Origin of the sequence: Streptomyces sp. RPA4-2, assembly GCF_012273515.2 — a bacterium.
Taxonomy (GTDB): domain Bacteria; phylum Actinomycetota; class Actinomycetes; order Streptomycetales; family Streptomycetaceae; genus Streptomyces; species Streptomyces kaempferi.
The window spans coordinates 225,451-242,310 of record NZ_CP050975.2 but is presented as its reverse complement, the minus strand read 5'-3'; the positions used below and the strand labels follow the sequence as shown (position 1 = coordinate 242,310).

Annotated in this window: 5 protein-coding genes; 2 read left to right on the top strand and 3 right to left on the bottom strand. The window is 72.5% G+C overall.

The features are described 5' to 3' along the window. Positions 1–553 precede the first annotated feature (553 nt). The 3 genes from HEP85_RS00775 to HEP85_RS00765 all read right to left on the bottom strand — a co-directional run bounded on the left by HEP85_RS00775 (position 554) and on the right by HEP85_RS00765 (position 3,895). Positions 554–1,261: a VC0807 family protein gene (locus HEP85_RS00775; RefSeq protein WP_211117764.1), complete on the bottom strand. Its 708-nt coding sequence runs from the start codon at positions 1,259–1,261 to the stop codon at positions 554–556. A 202-nt stretch (positions 1,262–1,463) separates the two neighbouring features. Further along, the gene (locus tag HEP85_RS00770) at positions 1,464–2,507 is read right to left on the bottom strand and encodes a Gfo/Idh/MocA family protein (RefSeq protein ID WP_248001747.1); all 1,044 of its coding nucleotides are present in this window, start codon (positions 2,505–2,507) and stop codon (positions 1,464–1,466) included. Continuing rightward, the gene (locus HEP85_RS00765; protein ID WP_168525194.1) at positions 2,504–3,895 is read right to left on the bottom strand and encodes an NDP-hexose 2,3-dehydratase family protein; all 1,392 of its coding nucleotides are present in this window, start codon (positions 3,893–3,895) and stop codon (positions 2,504–2,506) included. The genes HEP85_RS00770 and HEP85_RS00765 overlap by 4 nt, the downstream gene beginning before the upstream one ends. A 330-nt stretch (positions 3,896–4,225) precedes the next feature. Between HEP85_RS00765 and HEP85_RS00760 the strand changes: the two genes are divergently transcribed. Next, positions 4,226–5,608, top strand: a complete 1,383-nt coding sequence (locus HEP85_RS00760; RefSeq protein ID WP_168525192.1) for a polyketide synthase — start codon at positions 4,226–4,228, stop codon at positions 5,606–5,608. Positions 5,609–5,643: 35 nt separating this feature from the next. After that, the gene (locus tag HEP85_RS00755) at positions 5,644–16,821 is read left to right on the top strand and encodes a type I polyketide synthase (RefSeq protein ID WP_282189820.1); all 11,178 of its coding nucleotides are present in this window, start codon (positions 5,644–5,646) and stop codon (positions 16,819–16,821) included. Positions 16,822–16,860 lie beyond the last annotated feature (39 nt).

Here is a 16,860-nt window from a genome sequence, read left to right as displayed (position 1 = left end):
CTCCGGTCCGTGAGGTGACCGCCGGGTGCGGCCGTCCTCGCGCCCGGCGCGGAGGGGCTCGCGGGGGCGCACCCGGCCGGTGCGCGGGGCACCCCCGGCTGTCGCCGGCGGGACCGCCGTGCCCGCGGCGGGCGCCGGGGCGGCGGGCCGGGAGTTTGCTCGACAGCGTGGCGCCCCGGAACGCCCGTGCGGCTCGCCCGGGTTGCGGGGTGGCCGGTCCCGGCCAGGATGCCGAGGCGGGGGCCGTGATCGACGGCCTTCGCGCGGGGCGCGGCACCGGCCGCGGCCGGTGCCGCGGGGTTTGCGGCGGCGATCCGGGGCGGCGGCCGGATGCCGCCCGCGACCGCGGCTGCCCATTTGCGGCCGCCCGCACGGCGGGCGGCGCCGGGCGGCGCGAGACGGGTGCCCGGCCCGCCGCCGGGGCACCCGTCGGCGAACTCGACACCGACCACACGTAACCGAATAATCATCTCGAAGTTACATATGTAGCGCGAAAGATCCGAATTAAACGACCGTTAAGTCTGTCGGGCCCCGGGCCGGCTCCGGCCGGGTGTCAGCGGGAGAAAATCTTGCGGAAGGTGCCCGAGCGGTACAGCGCGATCTGCGTGACGACCTGGAGCACGATCCAGGTGGCCGCGTACAGGGCCGCGTCGAGCGCGGGCACGCTGTCGACGGGCAGGGTGTAAGCCATGATCAGGCGCAGCAGGGCGTCCGCGAGGAGCCCCAGGCCCCACAGGACGGTCACCGCGCGCCACACACGGCGGAACGCGACGTCCTGTTCCCACAGGCTCTCCAGGCGTTCGCCACGGCCGGGCAGCAGTGCCTTGACGGCCTGGTAGGTGAAGGGGCGGGCGGTGAAGAGGGTGACCAGCAGCCATACCCCGGCGAGGGCGGTGAACAGGCTGTTGCGCGCGAGCACGATGCGCGGGCTGGCGGTCACGACCGAGGCGAGGGCGCTCACGGCGAGCAGCGTGATGGTGAAGACGCCGAGGGCGTCGACCTTGCGGTGGCGCACCGCCGAGTACAGCGTGTGCAGGGCGGGCGCCGATCCGCTGACCAGCAGCGAGGTGATCTCGTCGGCGCCCAGGTCGCGCAGCACGTAGTAGAGGGCGGCCGGCAGGACGATGTCGCAGACCACGGTGGCGAGGAAGCCCCATGCCCCGGCCGGGGCCCTGGGCGACGCGGGAACCTCGTCCGCGTCCCCGGCGGGCGGGGGCGGCGGACTGTCGTAGGCGGAACCGGGGGAGGTGGGGGGAGCCATGAGGACACTCCTGGGGTGCGGTCGGCATCCGGGTAAGCCGGTGGGCGTGGCGGGACGGGTTACGGGGGCGTGCGCCGCTCGTCGGCTTCCGGGCCCTCCCCCTTTACGGTGGTCTGCCCGGCAGTGGACCACGGGTGCGCCCACGGGGAGGGCGATTTCCGGTCGTCGTGCACGGCGGGACGTCATGATCGGGGAACGGTGCTCACCTGCCGCCGGTGGGTCTGTCCCGTTCCTCCCGGCCGTCACCCACGGGCACCCGCACGGCCACCTTGTTCACCAGGTCGACCAGGTCCATGCCCGCCACCACGGCCCGGCGCCTGTCGGCCTCCTCGGCGCCGCCCGTGTCGCCCCGCCGGACCGCCGCCGCGAACTCGGCCAGGCAATTGTGCAGTTGGTCGGCGGCCGGGAGCGTGAACCGCTCCTCGTGATCCTGCTCCTCCAGCACGAGCACGGGCTGGTACGCGGGCGGCGGGGTGAAGGCGCGCGTCACCGACAGACGCGCCGTGTCACCCCACAGCGAGTACGCCGACGCATACGCGTGCTCGAAACCGAACGTCACGTTCGCGAGGACACCGGACGGTGAGACCAGCAGCGCCTGACCCGACAGGTCCAGCCCGTCCGGACGCGTGCGCAGCACCGCCCCGGCCACCTGGAGCCCCTTGCCCAGCAGCAGTTGGGCGGCGCGCAGCGGATACACCCCCACGTCCAGCAGGGCCCCGCCGCCCATGTCGGGCACGTAGCGGATGTCGTCGGCGGGCAGCGGCGGAATGCAGAAGGCGGCGTGCATCGTGCTCAGCCGGCCCAGCCGCCCCTGGCGCACCAGGTCCGCGGCGAAGGCGTGCTGCGGATGGTGCAGGAACATGAAGTTCTCCCGCAGCACCAGCCCGCGCTCCCGCGCCAGGTCGGCCAGTTCACGTGCCTCGTGCGCGTTCACCCCGACCGGCTTCTCGACCAGCACGTGCTTGCCCGCCCGCAGCGCCCGCGCAGCCCAGGTGCGGTGCAGCGCGGTCGGCGTGGAGATGTACACCGCCTCCACGTCCGGGCGCTCCAGCAGCGACGCGAGATCCGCCTCCGCCGCACAGCCGAACCGCTCGGCGAACGCCGCCGTCTTCTGCGGCGACCGGCCCGCGACGGCGACGAGTTCCACCTCCGGCGCGGCCACCGCCCTCGGCAGCGTACGACGGCGCGCGATGGACGAGGTCCCCAGCGCACCCAGCCGCAGCGGCCGTTGCGCGGCGCCGCTCACAGCGACCTCAACGCCGCGACCAGTGTCCTGGCCTGCACGTTCAAATGGTGGCTGTAGCACAGCAGTTCATCCAGCTGATGCGGTGTCAGCCAGCGGAACTCGTCCGACACGGCGGGGAAGTCGCTCTCCGTCTCGATGATCATGTAGTGGCTCTGCGCGTTGCGGAACCGGCCGCCCTCCTCGGACAGCACCACGTCGTAGCGGGCGCTTTCGCGGCGCGCCAGCGCCTGCGCGAGATACGGCGGCCGGTCCGCCTCGGGCAGATGCTCGTAGTTCTCCGGCACACACTGCACGGTCGGACCCAGCTCCACCACGTCGAGGAAGCCAGGTTCGGCACGGGCCCGCAGCAGAGCGTGCACCACCCCGTCGATCCGCTTCACGAACAGCGCCGCGACACCCATGCCACGGGGCTCCAGCAAGGGCTGCGACCAGGCGGGCACCTCACGCCCGCGGGAGGACACGTCCACCGCGACGACATCGAAGTACAGGCCGTTGCAGTGCGTCACCGCGTGCTGCGTACGCAGCCAGCCCTGCGCCTGCGCCAGCGGGATCGGCGCCACGCTCACCTCGTGCTCCGCACGCCGCCGGGTGATCCAGGTGCGGACCTCCCGGCCGGTGTGCAGCGACCAGCCGGCGTCCTCGACCAGGTTCTCCCGGCCGCCACGCCAGTCCGGCAGGCAGGACAGCACCGTACGGGCGTCCATGTTCACCAGGTTGTCGTGCCGCAGCAGCAGGTTGACCTGCCCCAGTGTCAGCCAGGCGAAGTCGTCGCCGGCCACCACCTCCGGGCCCACCTCCACGACCATGTTCCGGTTGCGCTTGTGCAGGAACCACGACCCCTGCTCCGACTGCAGGACGTCCGCCACCACCTGCCCCGGCCCGGGCCTGCGGAAGAGGTCCATGTACGGAACCGCCGAACCACCGTGCACACCCGTGTAGTTGCTCTTCGTCGCCTGCACGGTCGGCGACAACTGCACGCCGTTCACGTTGCCCGGCTCCGACTTCGCCTGCATCAGCAGATGCGGAACGCCGTCGAAGTCCCGCAGCGCGATGCCCAGGATCCCTATCTCCGGCTGGTGGATGATCGGCTGCGACCACGTCCGCACCGGCCCGAAGTCCGAGTGCACCGACAGCCCCAGCACCGAGAAGAACCGCCCGCTGTCATGACGCAGATCGCCGGTGCGCTGGTCGAAACGCCAGCCACGCAGAGCCGCGAACGGCACCCGCTCGACATGCTGCTGCTGCTCACGCTGCCGCTCGTCGAGCCAGGCGAACACCTCCGCATTGCTCATCACCCCGCCCTCGACCACCGCCGCCGACGCCGCCAGCCGGGACACGAGGGGAGGGCCTGCGGCACGTGACGGCAACACCAGGTTCATCGCGGTCATGGATGCGCCTCTTCTCCTTCAGGGGTACAGCGATCGGCCCGCGCGCACGACGCTGTCGGCACACGGGCGCAGGCCTCGCGGCAGTCGGCTGCCGCCCCTTGAGCGTGCCGTCCCCAGTTCGGGCAGACGCCTAGACTTGTCCCCTTGCCCGGACCCGCACTCCCTCGCTATGGAGGCAGGTCCCAGAGCCCGCGAAAGGCACTTCCCGGGCACCGGGGCACCGCTTAGGAATTCCCCTAGAGCACCTGGCAGGAGCGCGGAGCGCGCCGGACACCGTGCAACCGTGAGGGCTGCCCCGACCCCGTCGCCTTGGTGTTTGGAGTGCCATCCATGAACGAGCCGGTACCCGCGGACGCCCGGACCACCGTTTCGGCCCACGAACCCGTGGCCGTGGTCGGCCTTGCGTGCCGGCTGCCCGGCGCGAGCGGACCGGACGCCTACTGGAGGCTGCTCGCGGAAGGCCGCAGCGCCATCACCGACGCCCCCGAGGACCGTCGTACCGGCGCACCGCACGACGACGCCTTCACCACCGGCCGGGGCACCACGATCCCCTACCGCGGCGGCTTCATCGACGCCCCCGCGGACTTCGACGCGGCCTTCTTCGGCATCTCGCCCCGCGAGGCCGAAGCCATGGACCCGCAGGCACGGCTCGTCCTCGAACTGGGCTGGGAGGCACTGGAGCACGCCGCACTCCCGGTGACCGGCCTGCCGCACGCCACCGGCGTCTTCGTCGGCGCCGACGTCTCCGACTACGCCGCACTCGTCCACCGGCAGGGCAGCGAAGCCGTCGGCCACCACACCGCCACCGGCCTCAACCGCGGCCTCATCGCGGGCCGCCTCTCCTACGCCCTCGGCGTCAGCGGCCCCAGCCTCACCGTCGACAGCGCCCAGTCGTCCTCCCTCGTCGCCGTCCAGCTCGCCTGCGACAGCCTGCGCGCGGGCGACTGCGAACTCGCCCTCGCCGGCGGCGTCCACCTCAACCTCACCCCCGAAAGCACCCTGGCCCTCGCCGAGTTCGGCGGCCTCAGCCCCGACGGCCTGTGCCACACCTTCGACGCCCGCGCCAACGGATTCGTCCGCGGCGAGGGCGCCGGCTTCGTCGTCCTCAAGCCCCTCGCCCGGGCACTGGCCGACGGCGACCGCATCCACGCCGTCATCCGCGGCGGAGCCGTCAACAACGACGGCACGGGAGCCACCCTCACCACCCCCGACGCCGCCGCCCAACAGGCCGCCATCCGCAGCGCCTGCGCCCGCGCCGGCGTCGCCCCGGGCAGCATCGACTACGTCGAACTCCACGGCACCGGCACCCGGGTCGGCGACCCCGTGGAAGCCGCCGCGCTCGGCGCCGCCGTCGGCACCCACCCCGACCGCAGGGCCCCGCTGGCCGTCGGCTCGGTCAAGACGAACATCGGTCACCTGGAGGGCGCGGCCGGCATCGCAGGACTGCTCAAGGTGGTCCTCTGCCTGGCCCACGGCCAACTCGTCCCCAGCCTCAACCACACCACCCCCAACCCGGCCATCGACCTGGACGAACTCGGCCTGCGCGTCCAGCTGGAGACCACCGAGTGGACCGCGCCGGACCCCGGCCGCCCGCTGCGCGCCGGCGTCTCCTCCTTCGGCATGGGCGGCACCAACGCCCACCTCGTCCTCGAACAGGCACCCCCGCGCACCCCGCCCGCACCCCGGGCCACCGACACCGCACGGCCCGCTTAAGCACCGCACGGCCCGCTTCAAGCACCGAGCGCCCCGTGGTGCCCTGGCTGCTGTCCGCCCGCAGCCCCGAAGCCCTGCACGCCCAGACCGGACGACTCGCCGCCCACCCCGCCGCCCACGCCGACCCCATCGACGTCGGCTGGTCCCTGCTCACCACCCGCACCCCCCTCGAATACCGGGCCGTCGGCGCCGCCACCGACTCCACCGGCATCCTGCGCCACCTCACCGCCGCCATCCCCCCGGGCCCCGCGGGCGGGTCCCTCGACCGGCCCGTCTTCGTCTTCCCCGGCCAGGGCAGCCAGTGGGCCGGCATGGCGGACGAACTCATGACCACCGCGCCCGCCTTCGCCGACCGGATCGCCGAGTGCGAGGCCGCACTCGCCCCGCACGTCGACTGGTCGCTCTCCGCCGTCCTGCGCGGCGACGCCGGCGCACCCTCCCTGGACCGCTCCGACGTCGAAGTCGTCCAGCCCGTCCTGTGGGCCGTCATGGTGTCCCTGGCCGCCCTGTGGCGGGCACACGGCGTGCGACCGGCAGCGGTCGTCGGACACTCCCAGGGCGAGATCGCCGCCGCCTGCGTCGCCGGCGCGCTGAGCCTCGAGGACGGCGCGCTGGCCGTCGCCCAGCGCAGCAAGGCACTCATCGCGCTCAAAGGCCTCAGCGGCATGATGTCCGTGGCTCTCCCGGAGCCCCAGGCACGCACCCTCATCGCCGCCTGGGACGGCCGGGTCGCCGTCGCCGCCCTCAACGGCCCCTCCTCGGTCGTCGTCTCCGGCGACACCACCGCCCTCGACGAACTGACCGCCGAAGCCGAACACCGAGGCGTACGCGTACGCCGCATCGACGTCGACTACGCCTCCCACTCCGCGCACGTCGAAGCCGTCCAGGACGAGGTGCTGCGCCTCCTCGCCCCGCTCACCCCCCGCACGCCCGAGATCCCCTTCCTGTCCACGGTCACCGGCGACTGGCTGCGCGACGCCCGCACCGACGCCGCCTACTGGTACGCCAACCTGCGCCGGCCCGTCCTCCTGGAACCCGCCGTACGGACCCTGGCCGCCGCCGGACACACCGTCTTCGTCGAGGTCAGCCCGCACCCCGTGCTCACCACCCCGGTCCGGGAGACCGCCGAGGCCGCGGCCGACCACGCGGAACACACCGTCGTCACCGGCACCCTGCGGCGCAACGACGGCGGCCTCACCCGCTTCTACACCTCGCTCGGAGAACTCTGGACACGCGGCGCCGACGTCGACTGGACCCCGGCCTTCACCGCCCACCAGCCCCGCACCGTCGACCTGCCGACCTACGCCTTCCAGCGCCGCCGCCACTGGATCGACGCCACCCCCGGCACCCCCGCACACCCCCGCACCGCCCCGGCGGCACCTGCCCACCAAGCCCCGACACCCGCCACCGGCACCGGCACCGGCACCGGCACCGGCACCGGCACCGGCACCGGCACCGGCACCGGCACCGGCACCGGCACCGGCACCGGCACCGGCACCGGCACCGGCACCGGCACCGGCACCGGCGACAGTCTCCGGCTCGTCCGCGAGAGCGCCGCCCTCATCCTCGGCCACACCGACGCCGACGCCATCGACCCCGCACGCTCGTTCAAAGACCTCGGCTTCGACTCGGTCACCGTCGTCGAACTGTGCGACCGCCTCAACCGGGCCACCGGCCTGCGCCTGCCCGCCACCGTCGTCTACGAGCACCCGACCCCGGCCCGCCTGGCCCGCCACCTCGACACGGCACACGACGACACCGGAGCCGCAACGGCCGTTCCGGCGGCCCGTGGTGTCGTCGACGGTGAGCCGATCGCGATCGTGTCGATGGGGTGCCGGTATCCGGGTGGGGTGCGTTCGCCGGAGGACCTGTGGCGGCTGGTGCGTGAGGAGGCCGATGTCATCTCGGAGTTCCCCACGGACCGCGGCTGGGACCTGGACGCGCTCTACGACCCGGACCCCGACCGCAGCGGCACCAGCTACGTCCGCGAAGGCGGCTTCCTGCACGACGCCGCCGAGTTCGACGCCGCCTTCTTCGGGATCTCACCCCGCGAGGCCCTGGCCATGGACCCGCAGCAGCGCCTCCTGCTGGAGACCACCTGGGAAGCGTTGGAACGCGCCGGCATCGACCCGCACGGACTGCAGTCCACCGCCACCGGCGTCTTCATCGGAGCCACCGCCCCCGAGTACGGTCCGCGCCTGCACGAAGCGGTCGAAGCGGTCGAGGGCCATGTCCTCACCGGCACCACGGCGAGCGTCGCCTCCGGCCGCATCGCCTACACCCTGGGCCTGGAAGGCCCCGCGGTGACGGTCGACACCGCCTGCTCCTCCTCGCTGGTCGCCCTGCACATGGCCGTCCAGTCACTGCGCTCCGGAGAGTGCTCCCTCGCCTTCGCCGGAGGCGCCACCGTCATGGCCGCCCCGGGCATGTTCGTGGAGTTCAGCCGGCAGCGCGGGCTCGCGGCGAACGGGCGGTGCAAGCCGTTCGCGGAGGGCGCGGACGGCACGGCCTGGGCCGAGGGAGTGGGTGTCCTGCTGCTGGAGCGGCTCTCGGACGCGCGCCGCAACGGACACGAGGTCCTCGCGGTCGTCCGCGGCTCGGCGATCAACCAGGACGGGGCGTCCAACGGTCTGACGGCCCCCAACGGCCTGTCGCAGCAGCGTGTCATCCGCGCCGCCCTGGCGAACGCCGGCCTGTCGGCCGTCGACGTGGACGCGGTCGAGGCGCACGGCACGGGCACGAAGCTCGGTGACCCGATCGAGGCGCAGGCGCTGCTGGCCACGTACGGGCAGGGCCGGGACGCGGACCGGCCGTTGTGGCTGGGTTCGGTGAAGTCGAACATCGGTCACAGCCAGGCCGCTTCGGGTGTGGCCGGGGTCATCAAGATGGTGCAGGCGATGCGGCACGGTGTGCTGCCCAAGTCCCTGCACGCCGACGAGGTGTCGTCGTTCGTGGACTGGTCGGCCGGCGCGGTCGAGGTCCTCTCCGAGGCCCGGCCCTGGCAGGAGGACGACCGCCCTCGGCGGGCCGGCGTCTCCTCCTTCGGCGTGAGCGGCACCAACGCCCACGTCATCATCGAGCAGCCCGCATCCGAGCAGCCCGGACCGGCGGCGGCGGCCACCGAGCCGGCTCCCGAGACGGATGAGCCGGCGGTGCCCCTGCTGGTCTCGGCCCGCTCGGAGAAGGCGCTCGACGACCAGACGGAGCGCCTTGTCTCGCACCTTCGGGACGCGGATCTGCGGGAGGCGGGTGCGCGTCCTGTCGATGTGGCCTGGACTCTGTTCAACCACCGTTCGGTGTTCGAGAACAGGGCGCTGGTGATCGGCTCCGAGGTGGTCGCCTCCGGTGTGGCCGGCTCCGCCGCCACACCTCCGTCCGCTGTCTTCGTGTTCCCGGGTCAGGGTGCGCAGTGGGTGGGGATGGCGGTCGAACTGCTGGATTCCTCGCCGGTGTTCGCGGCTCGCTTCGGTGAGTGTGCGGCGGCGTTGGACGGGTTCGTGGACTTCGATCTGCTGGATGTGGTGCGTGAGGGCCGGTCGTTGGACCGGGTGGATGTGGTGCAGCCGGTGTTGTGGGCGGTGATGGTGTCGCTGGCGGCGTTGTGGGAGTCGTTCGGTGTGCGTCCGTCGGCGGTGGTGGGTCATTCGCAGGGTGAGATCGCGGCTGCGGTCGTCGCGGGTGCGTTGAGTCTTCAGGACGGTGCGCGGGTGGCGGCCTTGCGCAGCCGTGCGATCACCGCACTGGCGGGACAGGGTGGGATGGTGTCCGTCGCGTTGTCGCGTGAGCGGGCCGAGGAGCTGATCGCGGGCTGGGACGGTCGTATCTCGGTGGCCGCGGTGAACGGTCCGACGTCGGTCGTGGTCTCGGGTGACGCGGACGCGCTCGACGAGTTGGTGGAGCGGGCGGGCACCGATGACATTCGGGTGCGGCGGGTGGAGGTGGACTACGCGTCCCATTCCCCGCATGTCGAGCTGATCCGTGAGGAGCTGCTGGAGGTTCTTGCCCTGGTTGTTGCACGTGAGCCGGAGGTGCCGTTCTTCTCGACGGTGACGGGTGGGTGGCTGGAGTCGGCGGTCACGGATGCCGGTTACTGGTACACGAACCTGCGTCGGACCGTCCAACTGGAGCCTGCAATACGTGAGTTGGTGGCTTCGGGGCATGGTGCGTTTCTGGAGATGAGCCCGCATCCGGTGCTGACTGTTCCGGTCGCGGAGACGGTGGAGGCGGCCGGGAGTGAGGCTGTGGTCACCGGTACTCTGCGCCGTGGTCAGGGCGGGCTCGCCCGCTTCTACACCTCGCTGGGTGAGGCGTGGACGCGTGGTGTCGGGGTCGACTGGGGGCAGGCTTTCGCCGGGCAGCGCCCGCGGCGGGTGGAGTTGCCGACGTATGCCTTCCAGCGGCAGCGGTTCTGGCTGGAGATGCCGAAGACATCGGCAGCGGCAGTGGATCCGGTGGACGAGGCGTTCTGGAAGAGCGTCGAGGACGGTGACCTGGAAGGCTTCGCGCGTACTCTCGGGATCGAGGACCAGGAGTCGCTGGGTTCGGTGGTTCCGGCCCTGTCGTCGTGGCGCAAGGGGCGGCAGGCCCGTTCCACCCTCGACAGCTGGCGCTACCGCATCGTCTGGCGGCCGCTGTCCACCCACGCGCCAACCGGGGCCCACGCCGACGGCACCTGGCTGCTCGTCGTCCCCGAGACGTTCGATGACGCCCCGCTGTTCCGGGCCGTCCTCGGCGCTCTCACGGAACGGACGGACGGCGTCAGCGTCCTGACGGTCGGCACCGCGGACTCCGAGCGGCAGCGGCTGGCGGAACGCCTGCGGGCCGAGGCCGAGAACCGCACCTTCGGCGGCGTCCTCTCCCTGACCGGCCTCGACGAACTGCCGCACCCCGAGCACACGTCCGTACCCCGGGGCCTGGCCGTGAGCCTCACCCTCGTCCAGGCGCTGGGCGACGCGGAGATCCAGGCACCGTTGTGGTGCCTCACCCGCGGTGCCGTCGCCACCGCCGACGACAGGGCACCCGCCGCTCCCGTCCAGGCAGGTGTCTGGGGACTCGGCCGCGTCGCCGCCCTGGAGCACCCGAAACGCTGGGGTGGTCTGATCGACCTCCCCGAGACGGCCGACGAATCCACCTTGAAGCTGCTCGTGCACCTCCTCGCCGGCGAGGGCACCGAGGACCAGATCGCCGTCCGCGGCGGCAAGGCCTTCGGCCGCCGGCTGATCCGCGCACCGTACGGCCGCGCACCCGCCGCACGCTCCTGGAAACCGAGCGGCACCGTCCTCGTCACCGGTGGCACCGGCGCCCTCGGCGTCCGCATGGCACGCTGGCTCGCCGGCCAGGGCGCCGCCCATCTCGTACTGACCGGACGCCGCGGCGCCGACACACCGGGCACCGACGAGCTCCGCCGGGAACTCGAGGAGCAGGGCACCGCGGTCAGCATCGTCGCCTGCGACATGGCCGACCCGGACTCCGTCACCGGGCTGATACGGCACCTGGAACAGGAGGAAGTACCGCCCGTCCGTACGGTCGTGCACGCCGCGGGCATCAGCGCCCTCGGATCCCTCGACGACGCGGGGATCGCCGACCTGGTGTCGACCCTGTCCGGGAAGGTCCTCGGCGCCGACCACCTCGACGACGCGCTCGACCCGGCCGCACTCGACGCGGTCGTCTACTTCTCCTCCATCTCCGGGACATGGGGCGTCGCCGACCACGGCGCGTACGCCGCCGCGAACGCCATCCTCGACGCACGCGCCGAGCAGCGCCGCGCGGACGGCGTGCCCGTCCTCTCGGTCGCCTGGGGTCCCTGGGCGGGCGGCGGCATGATCGCCGAGGACCTTCAGGACACCCTCCGCCGCCGCGGCGTGCCCGTCATCGATCCGGACACCGCCGTCACCGGCCTCCAGCAGGCGCTGGACCACGACGAGACGCTCATCGCGCTCGCCGACGTGGACTGGCGGCGCTTCGCCGGGGTGTTCACCTCGGTCCGGCGCAGCGACCTGCTCGCCGAACTGCCCGAGGCACAGCCCGCCGACGACGAGAACCGGACGTCCGGATCCGACCCCGCGCCGCTCCAGCACCTGACGGGACTCGACCCGGCCCGGCGCCGCACAGCCCTGCTGGACCTGGTGAGCCGACAGGTGGCCACCGTCCTCGGCCACGACAGCGCGGAGAACATCGACACCGAACTCGCCTTCAAGGACCTCGGCTTCGACTCGCTCACCGCCGTCGAACTGCGCAACCGCCTCGGCCGGACCACCGGTCTGCGGCTGCCCACCACCGTCGTCTTCGACCACCCCAGCATCTCGGCCCTGGCCGACCTCCTCGAAGAGCAGGCCTTCGGCTCCCGCCAGGACCCCGCAGAGACCGCTGCACCGGTGACGCACGGTGTCGTCGACGGTGAGCCGATCGCGATCGTGTCGATGGGGTGCCGGTATCCGGGTGGGGTGCGTTCGCCGGAGGACCTGTGGCGGCTGGTGCGTGAGGAGGCCGATGTCATCTCGGAGTTCCCCACGGACCGCGGCTGGGACCTGGACGCGCTCTACGACCCGGACCCCGACCGCAGCGGCACCAGCTACGTCCGCGAGAGCGGCTTCCTCCAGGACGCGGCGGAGTTCGACGCCGCCTTCTTCGGGATCTCACCCCGCGAGGCCCTGGCCATGGACCCGCAGCAGCGCCTCCTGCTGGAGACCACCTGGGAGGCACTGGAGCGGGCCGGCATCGACCCGCGGGCACTGCGCGGCAGCGGCACCGGTGTCTACCTGGGCATGACCGACCAGGAATACGCCGCCCAATTGCGCGCCGCCGCCGGGGAGGCCGAGGGCTACCTGGCCACCGGAGCCGCGGCGAGCGTCGCCTCCGGCCGCATCGCCTACACCCTGGGCCTGGAAGGCCCCGCCGTGACGGTCGACACGGCCTGCTCCTCCTCGCTGGTCGCCCTGCACATGGCCGTCCAGTCACTGCGCTCCGGAGAGTGCTCCCTCGCCCTCGCGGGTGCCGTCACCGTGATGTCCGGGCCCGGCCCCTTCATCGCCTTCAGCCGGCAGCGGGCCCTGTCCCCGGACGGCCGCTGCAAGCCCTTCTCCGCCGAAGCCGACGGCTTCGCCCTGTCCGAGGGCGTGGGTGTCCTGCTGCTGGAGCGGCTCTCCGACGCGCGCCGCAACGGACACGAGGTACTCGCGGTCGTCCGGGGCTCCGCGATCAACCAGGACGGCGCGTCCAACGGCCTGACCGCCCCCAACGGACCGTCCCAGCAGCGAGTGATCCAGGCGGCCCTGGCGAACGCGGGCCTGACCGCGCAGGACGTCGATGTCGTCGAGGCGCACGGCACGGGCACCAAGCTCGGTGACCCGATCGAGGCGCAGGCGCTGCTGGCCACGTACGGGCAGGGCCGGGACGCGGACCGGCCGTTGTGGCTGGGTTCGGTGAAGTCGAACATCGGTCACAGCCAGGCCGCTTCGGGTGTGGCCGGGGTCATCAAGATGGTGCAGGCGATGCGGCACGGTGTGCTGCCCAAGTCCCTGCACGCCGACGAGGTGTCGTCGTTCGTGGACTGGTCGGCCGGCGCGGTCGAGGTCCTCTCCGAGGCCCGGCCCTGGCAGGAGAGCGAGCATCCCCGGCGCGCCGGCGTCTCCTCCTTCGGCATCAGCGGCACCAACGCCCACGTCATCATCGAACAGCCCGAACCGGTACCCACCGAGCCCGCCCGCACGGACGCACCCGATCCCGCGGGGGTGAGTGTCCCCCTGCTGGTGTCGGCCCGTTCGGAGAAGGCGCTCGGCGACCAGACGGAGCGGCTCCTGTCCCATCTGCGGGAGACGGACCTGCGGGAGGCGGGTGTGCGTCCCGTCGATGTGGCCTGGACTCTGTTCCACCACCGTTCGGTGTTCGAGAACAGGGCGCTGGTGATCGGCTCGGAGGTGGTCGCCTCCGGTGTCGCCGGCTCCGCCGCCACACCTCCGTCCACCGTCTTCGTGTTCCCGGGTCAGGGTGCGCAGTGGGTGGGGATGGCGGTCGAACTCCTCGACTCTTCCACGGTGTTCGCGGCGCGGTTCGGTGAGTGTGCGGTGGCGTTGGACGGGTTCGTGGAGTGGTCGTTGATGGATGTGGTGCGGGGTGTGGAGGGTGCTCCGGGGCTGGACCGGGTGGATGTGGTGCAGCCGGTGTTGTGGGCGGTGATGGTGTCGCTGGCGGCGTTGTGGGAGTCGTTCGGTGTGCGTCCGTCGGCGGTGGTGGGGCATTCGCAGGGGGAGATCGCGGCTGCGGTCGTGGCGGGTGCGTTGTCGTTGCAGGACGGTGCGCGGGTGGCGGCGTTGCGCAGTCGTGCGATCACCGCGCTGGCCGGTCACGGTGGGATGGTGTCGGTGGCGCTGTCGCGTGAGCGGGCCGAGGAGCTGATCTCCGGCTGGGGCGGTCGTATCTCGGTCGCGGCGGTCAATGGTCCGACGTCGGTCGTGGTCTCCGGTGATGCGGACGCTCTCGACGAGCTCGTTGAGCAGGCGGGTGCGCAGGATGTTCGGGTGCGGCGGGTGGAGGTGGACTACGCCTCGCACTCCGCGCATGTCGAGCTGATCCGGGAAGAACTCCTGGAGGTCCTCGCCCCGGTGGTGGCGCGGGTGCCGGAGGTGCCGTTCTTCTCGACGGTGACGGGGGAGTGGCTGGAGTCGGCGGTCACGGACGGCGCGTACTGGTACACGAATCTGCGTCGGACCGTTCAACTGGAGCCTGCCGTACGTGAATTGATCGCTTCGGGGCATGGTGCGTTCCTGGAGATGAGCCCGCATCCGGTGCTGACCGTTCCGGTCGCGGAGACGGTGGAGGCGGCCGGTAGTGAGGCCGTGGTCACAGGTACTCTGCGCCGAGGTCAGGGCGGACTGGCCCGCTTCTACACCTCCCTCGGTGAGGCGTGGACGCGTGGTGTCACCGTCGACTGGGGGCAGGCCTTCGCCGAACAGCAGCCACGCCGAGTCGAACTGCCTACCTACGCCTTCCAACACCAGCGCTACTGGCTCGAGTTGCCGAAGGCCTCGGCTGCGGTGGCGGATCCGGTGGACGAGGCGTTCTGGAAGAGCGTCGAGGACGGTGACCTGGAAGGCTTCGCGCGTACTCTCGGGATCGAGGACCAGGAGTCGCTGGGTGCGATCGTGCCCGCCCTGTCGTCCTGGCGCCGCGGCCGGCGCGAGCGTTCCACCCTCGACAGCTGGCGCTACCGCATCGTCTGGCGGCCGAAGCCCGAACCGGGCACACCCGCCCCGACCCTCGACGGCACCTGGCTCGTCGCCGTCCCCGAAACCCACCAGGACGACGTTCTCGTCACGGCCACCCTCGGCGCCCTGCACGCCGCCGGTGCCCGGACCGTCGAGCTGTCCGTGCCCGACTCCGCCCGGCGCGGCGAGCTGGCCAAGCGACTGCTCGCGGACCTTCCCGCGGACGTGACACCGGACGGCGTCCTGTCCCTGCTCGCCCTCGACACCCGTGCGAGCGAGCACGGTCCGGGCGTCTCGTACGGGCTGCTCGGAACGATGGCACTCGTCCAGGCACTCGACGACGCCGCGATACCCGGCCGGCTGTGGTGCCTGACCCGAGGCGCGGTCTCGACCGGCGAAGGCGACGGCGCCCCCGATCCCGCGCAGGCCGCCGTGTGGGGACTCGCCCGGGTGATCGGCCTCGACGACCCCGACCGCTGCGGCGGCCTCGTCGACCTGCCCGCCGGTGACACGGAGTCCGCCGTACCCCCCGTACTTCCGGCTCTGCTCACCGCGCGGACCGGGGGAGACGGCGGCCGGGAGACCGAGTTCGCGGTGCGCGGGGGAGGTGTCAGCGTCCGCCGCATGATCCGTACACCGCTCCACGCGTCCGGGACCGACGCCGACACATGGCGACCGCACGGCACGGTCCTCGTCACGGGCGGAACGGGAGCCCTCGGCTCGCAGGTCGCCCGGTCCCTGGCACAGGACGGCGCCGAACACCTGATCCTGACCAGCAGGCGCGGCCCCGAGGCGCCCGGAGCGGCCGCACTGCGCGACGAACTCACCGCCCTGGGCTGCCGCGTGACCATCGCCGCCTGCGACGTCGCCGACCGCGCCGCACTCGCCGCGCTGCTCGCCCAGGTGCCCGACGAGGCGCCCCTCACCGCGGTCGTCCACACGGCGGGCGCGGTCGAGACGGCACGGCCGCTGGGCGACCTCACCCCCGAGGACGCCGCCGGCGTGATGCACGCCAAGGTGCGCGGCGCGCAGAACCTCCACGACCTGCTGACCGGACACCCCCTGGATGCCTTCGTCCTGTTCTCCTCCGGCGCCGGCGTCTGGGGCAACGGTGGACAGGCCCCGTACGCCGCCGCCAACGCCCACCTCGATGCCCTCGCCGAACAGCGCCGCGCCCAAGGGCTGCCCGCCACCTCGATCGCCTGGGGAGCCTGGGCGGGCGGCGGCATGGTCGACGAAGAGGTCGGCGAGCAACTGCTGCGCCGCGGAGTCCCGGCGATGGCCCCCGAACTCGCGGTCCGCGCCCTGGCCGGGGCGAGCACCGGGCGACAGAGCACCCTCGTGGTCGCCGACATCCGCTGGGACCGCTTCCTGGCCGCCTACTGCGCCCACGGACACCGGCCGCTCATCGACGAGGTGCCCGAGGTGAGGGAACTCCTCGCCGCACGAAACGCCGCGCGGCCCGAGGCCCAGGACGAGGGAGCCGACGCGGCCACCGCTCTGCTGGCCGAACTGGCCGCACTGCCCGAGGGCAAGCGCCGACGCCGGCTCGTCGACCTGATCCGCGCCCATGTGGGCGCGGTCCTGGGACACGGCCCGTCCGACACCGTCAAACCGGGACGCGCCTTCCGCGACATGGGGTTCGACTCCCTGACCGCGGTGGAACTGCGCAACCGGCTCAGCGGGGTCTTCGGCACCCGCCTCTCGGCGACCATCGTTTTCGACCATCCGACGCCGAACGCGCTCGCCGACCACCTGGACGCGGAACTGCTGCCGGCCGTGAGCGGACCGGCCACCGATCTGCCCGCCGGTCTGCACCAGCTCGAAGCCGCCTACCGGCAGGCGTCCGACCCCGCCGCACGGCAGGCACTCACCGCATCACTGCGCACGCTGCTGGACACCTGGGCCGCATCCGAAGAGCCGGAAGAGGCGACGGTCGACGAGGAACTGCTCGCCGCCTCCGACGAGGACATGTTCGACCTGATCGACAGGGAACTCGGGATCTCCTGAGCGGAACCCCGTCATGGCTCCCGATTCTCGAAGGGCTGA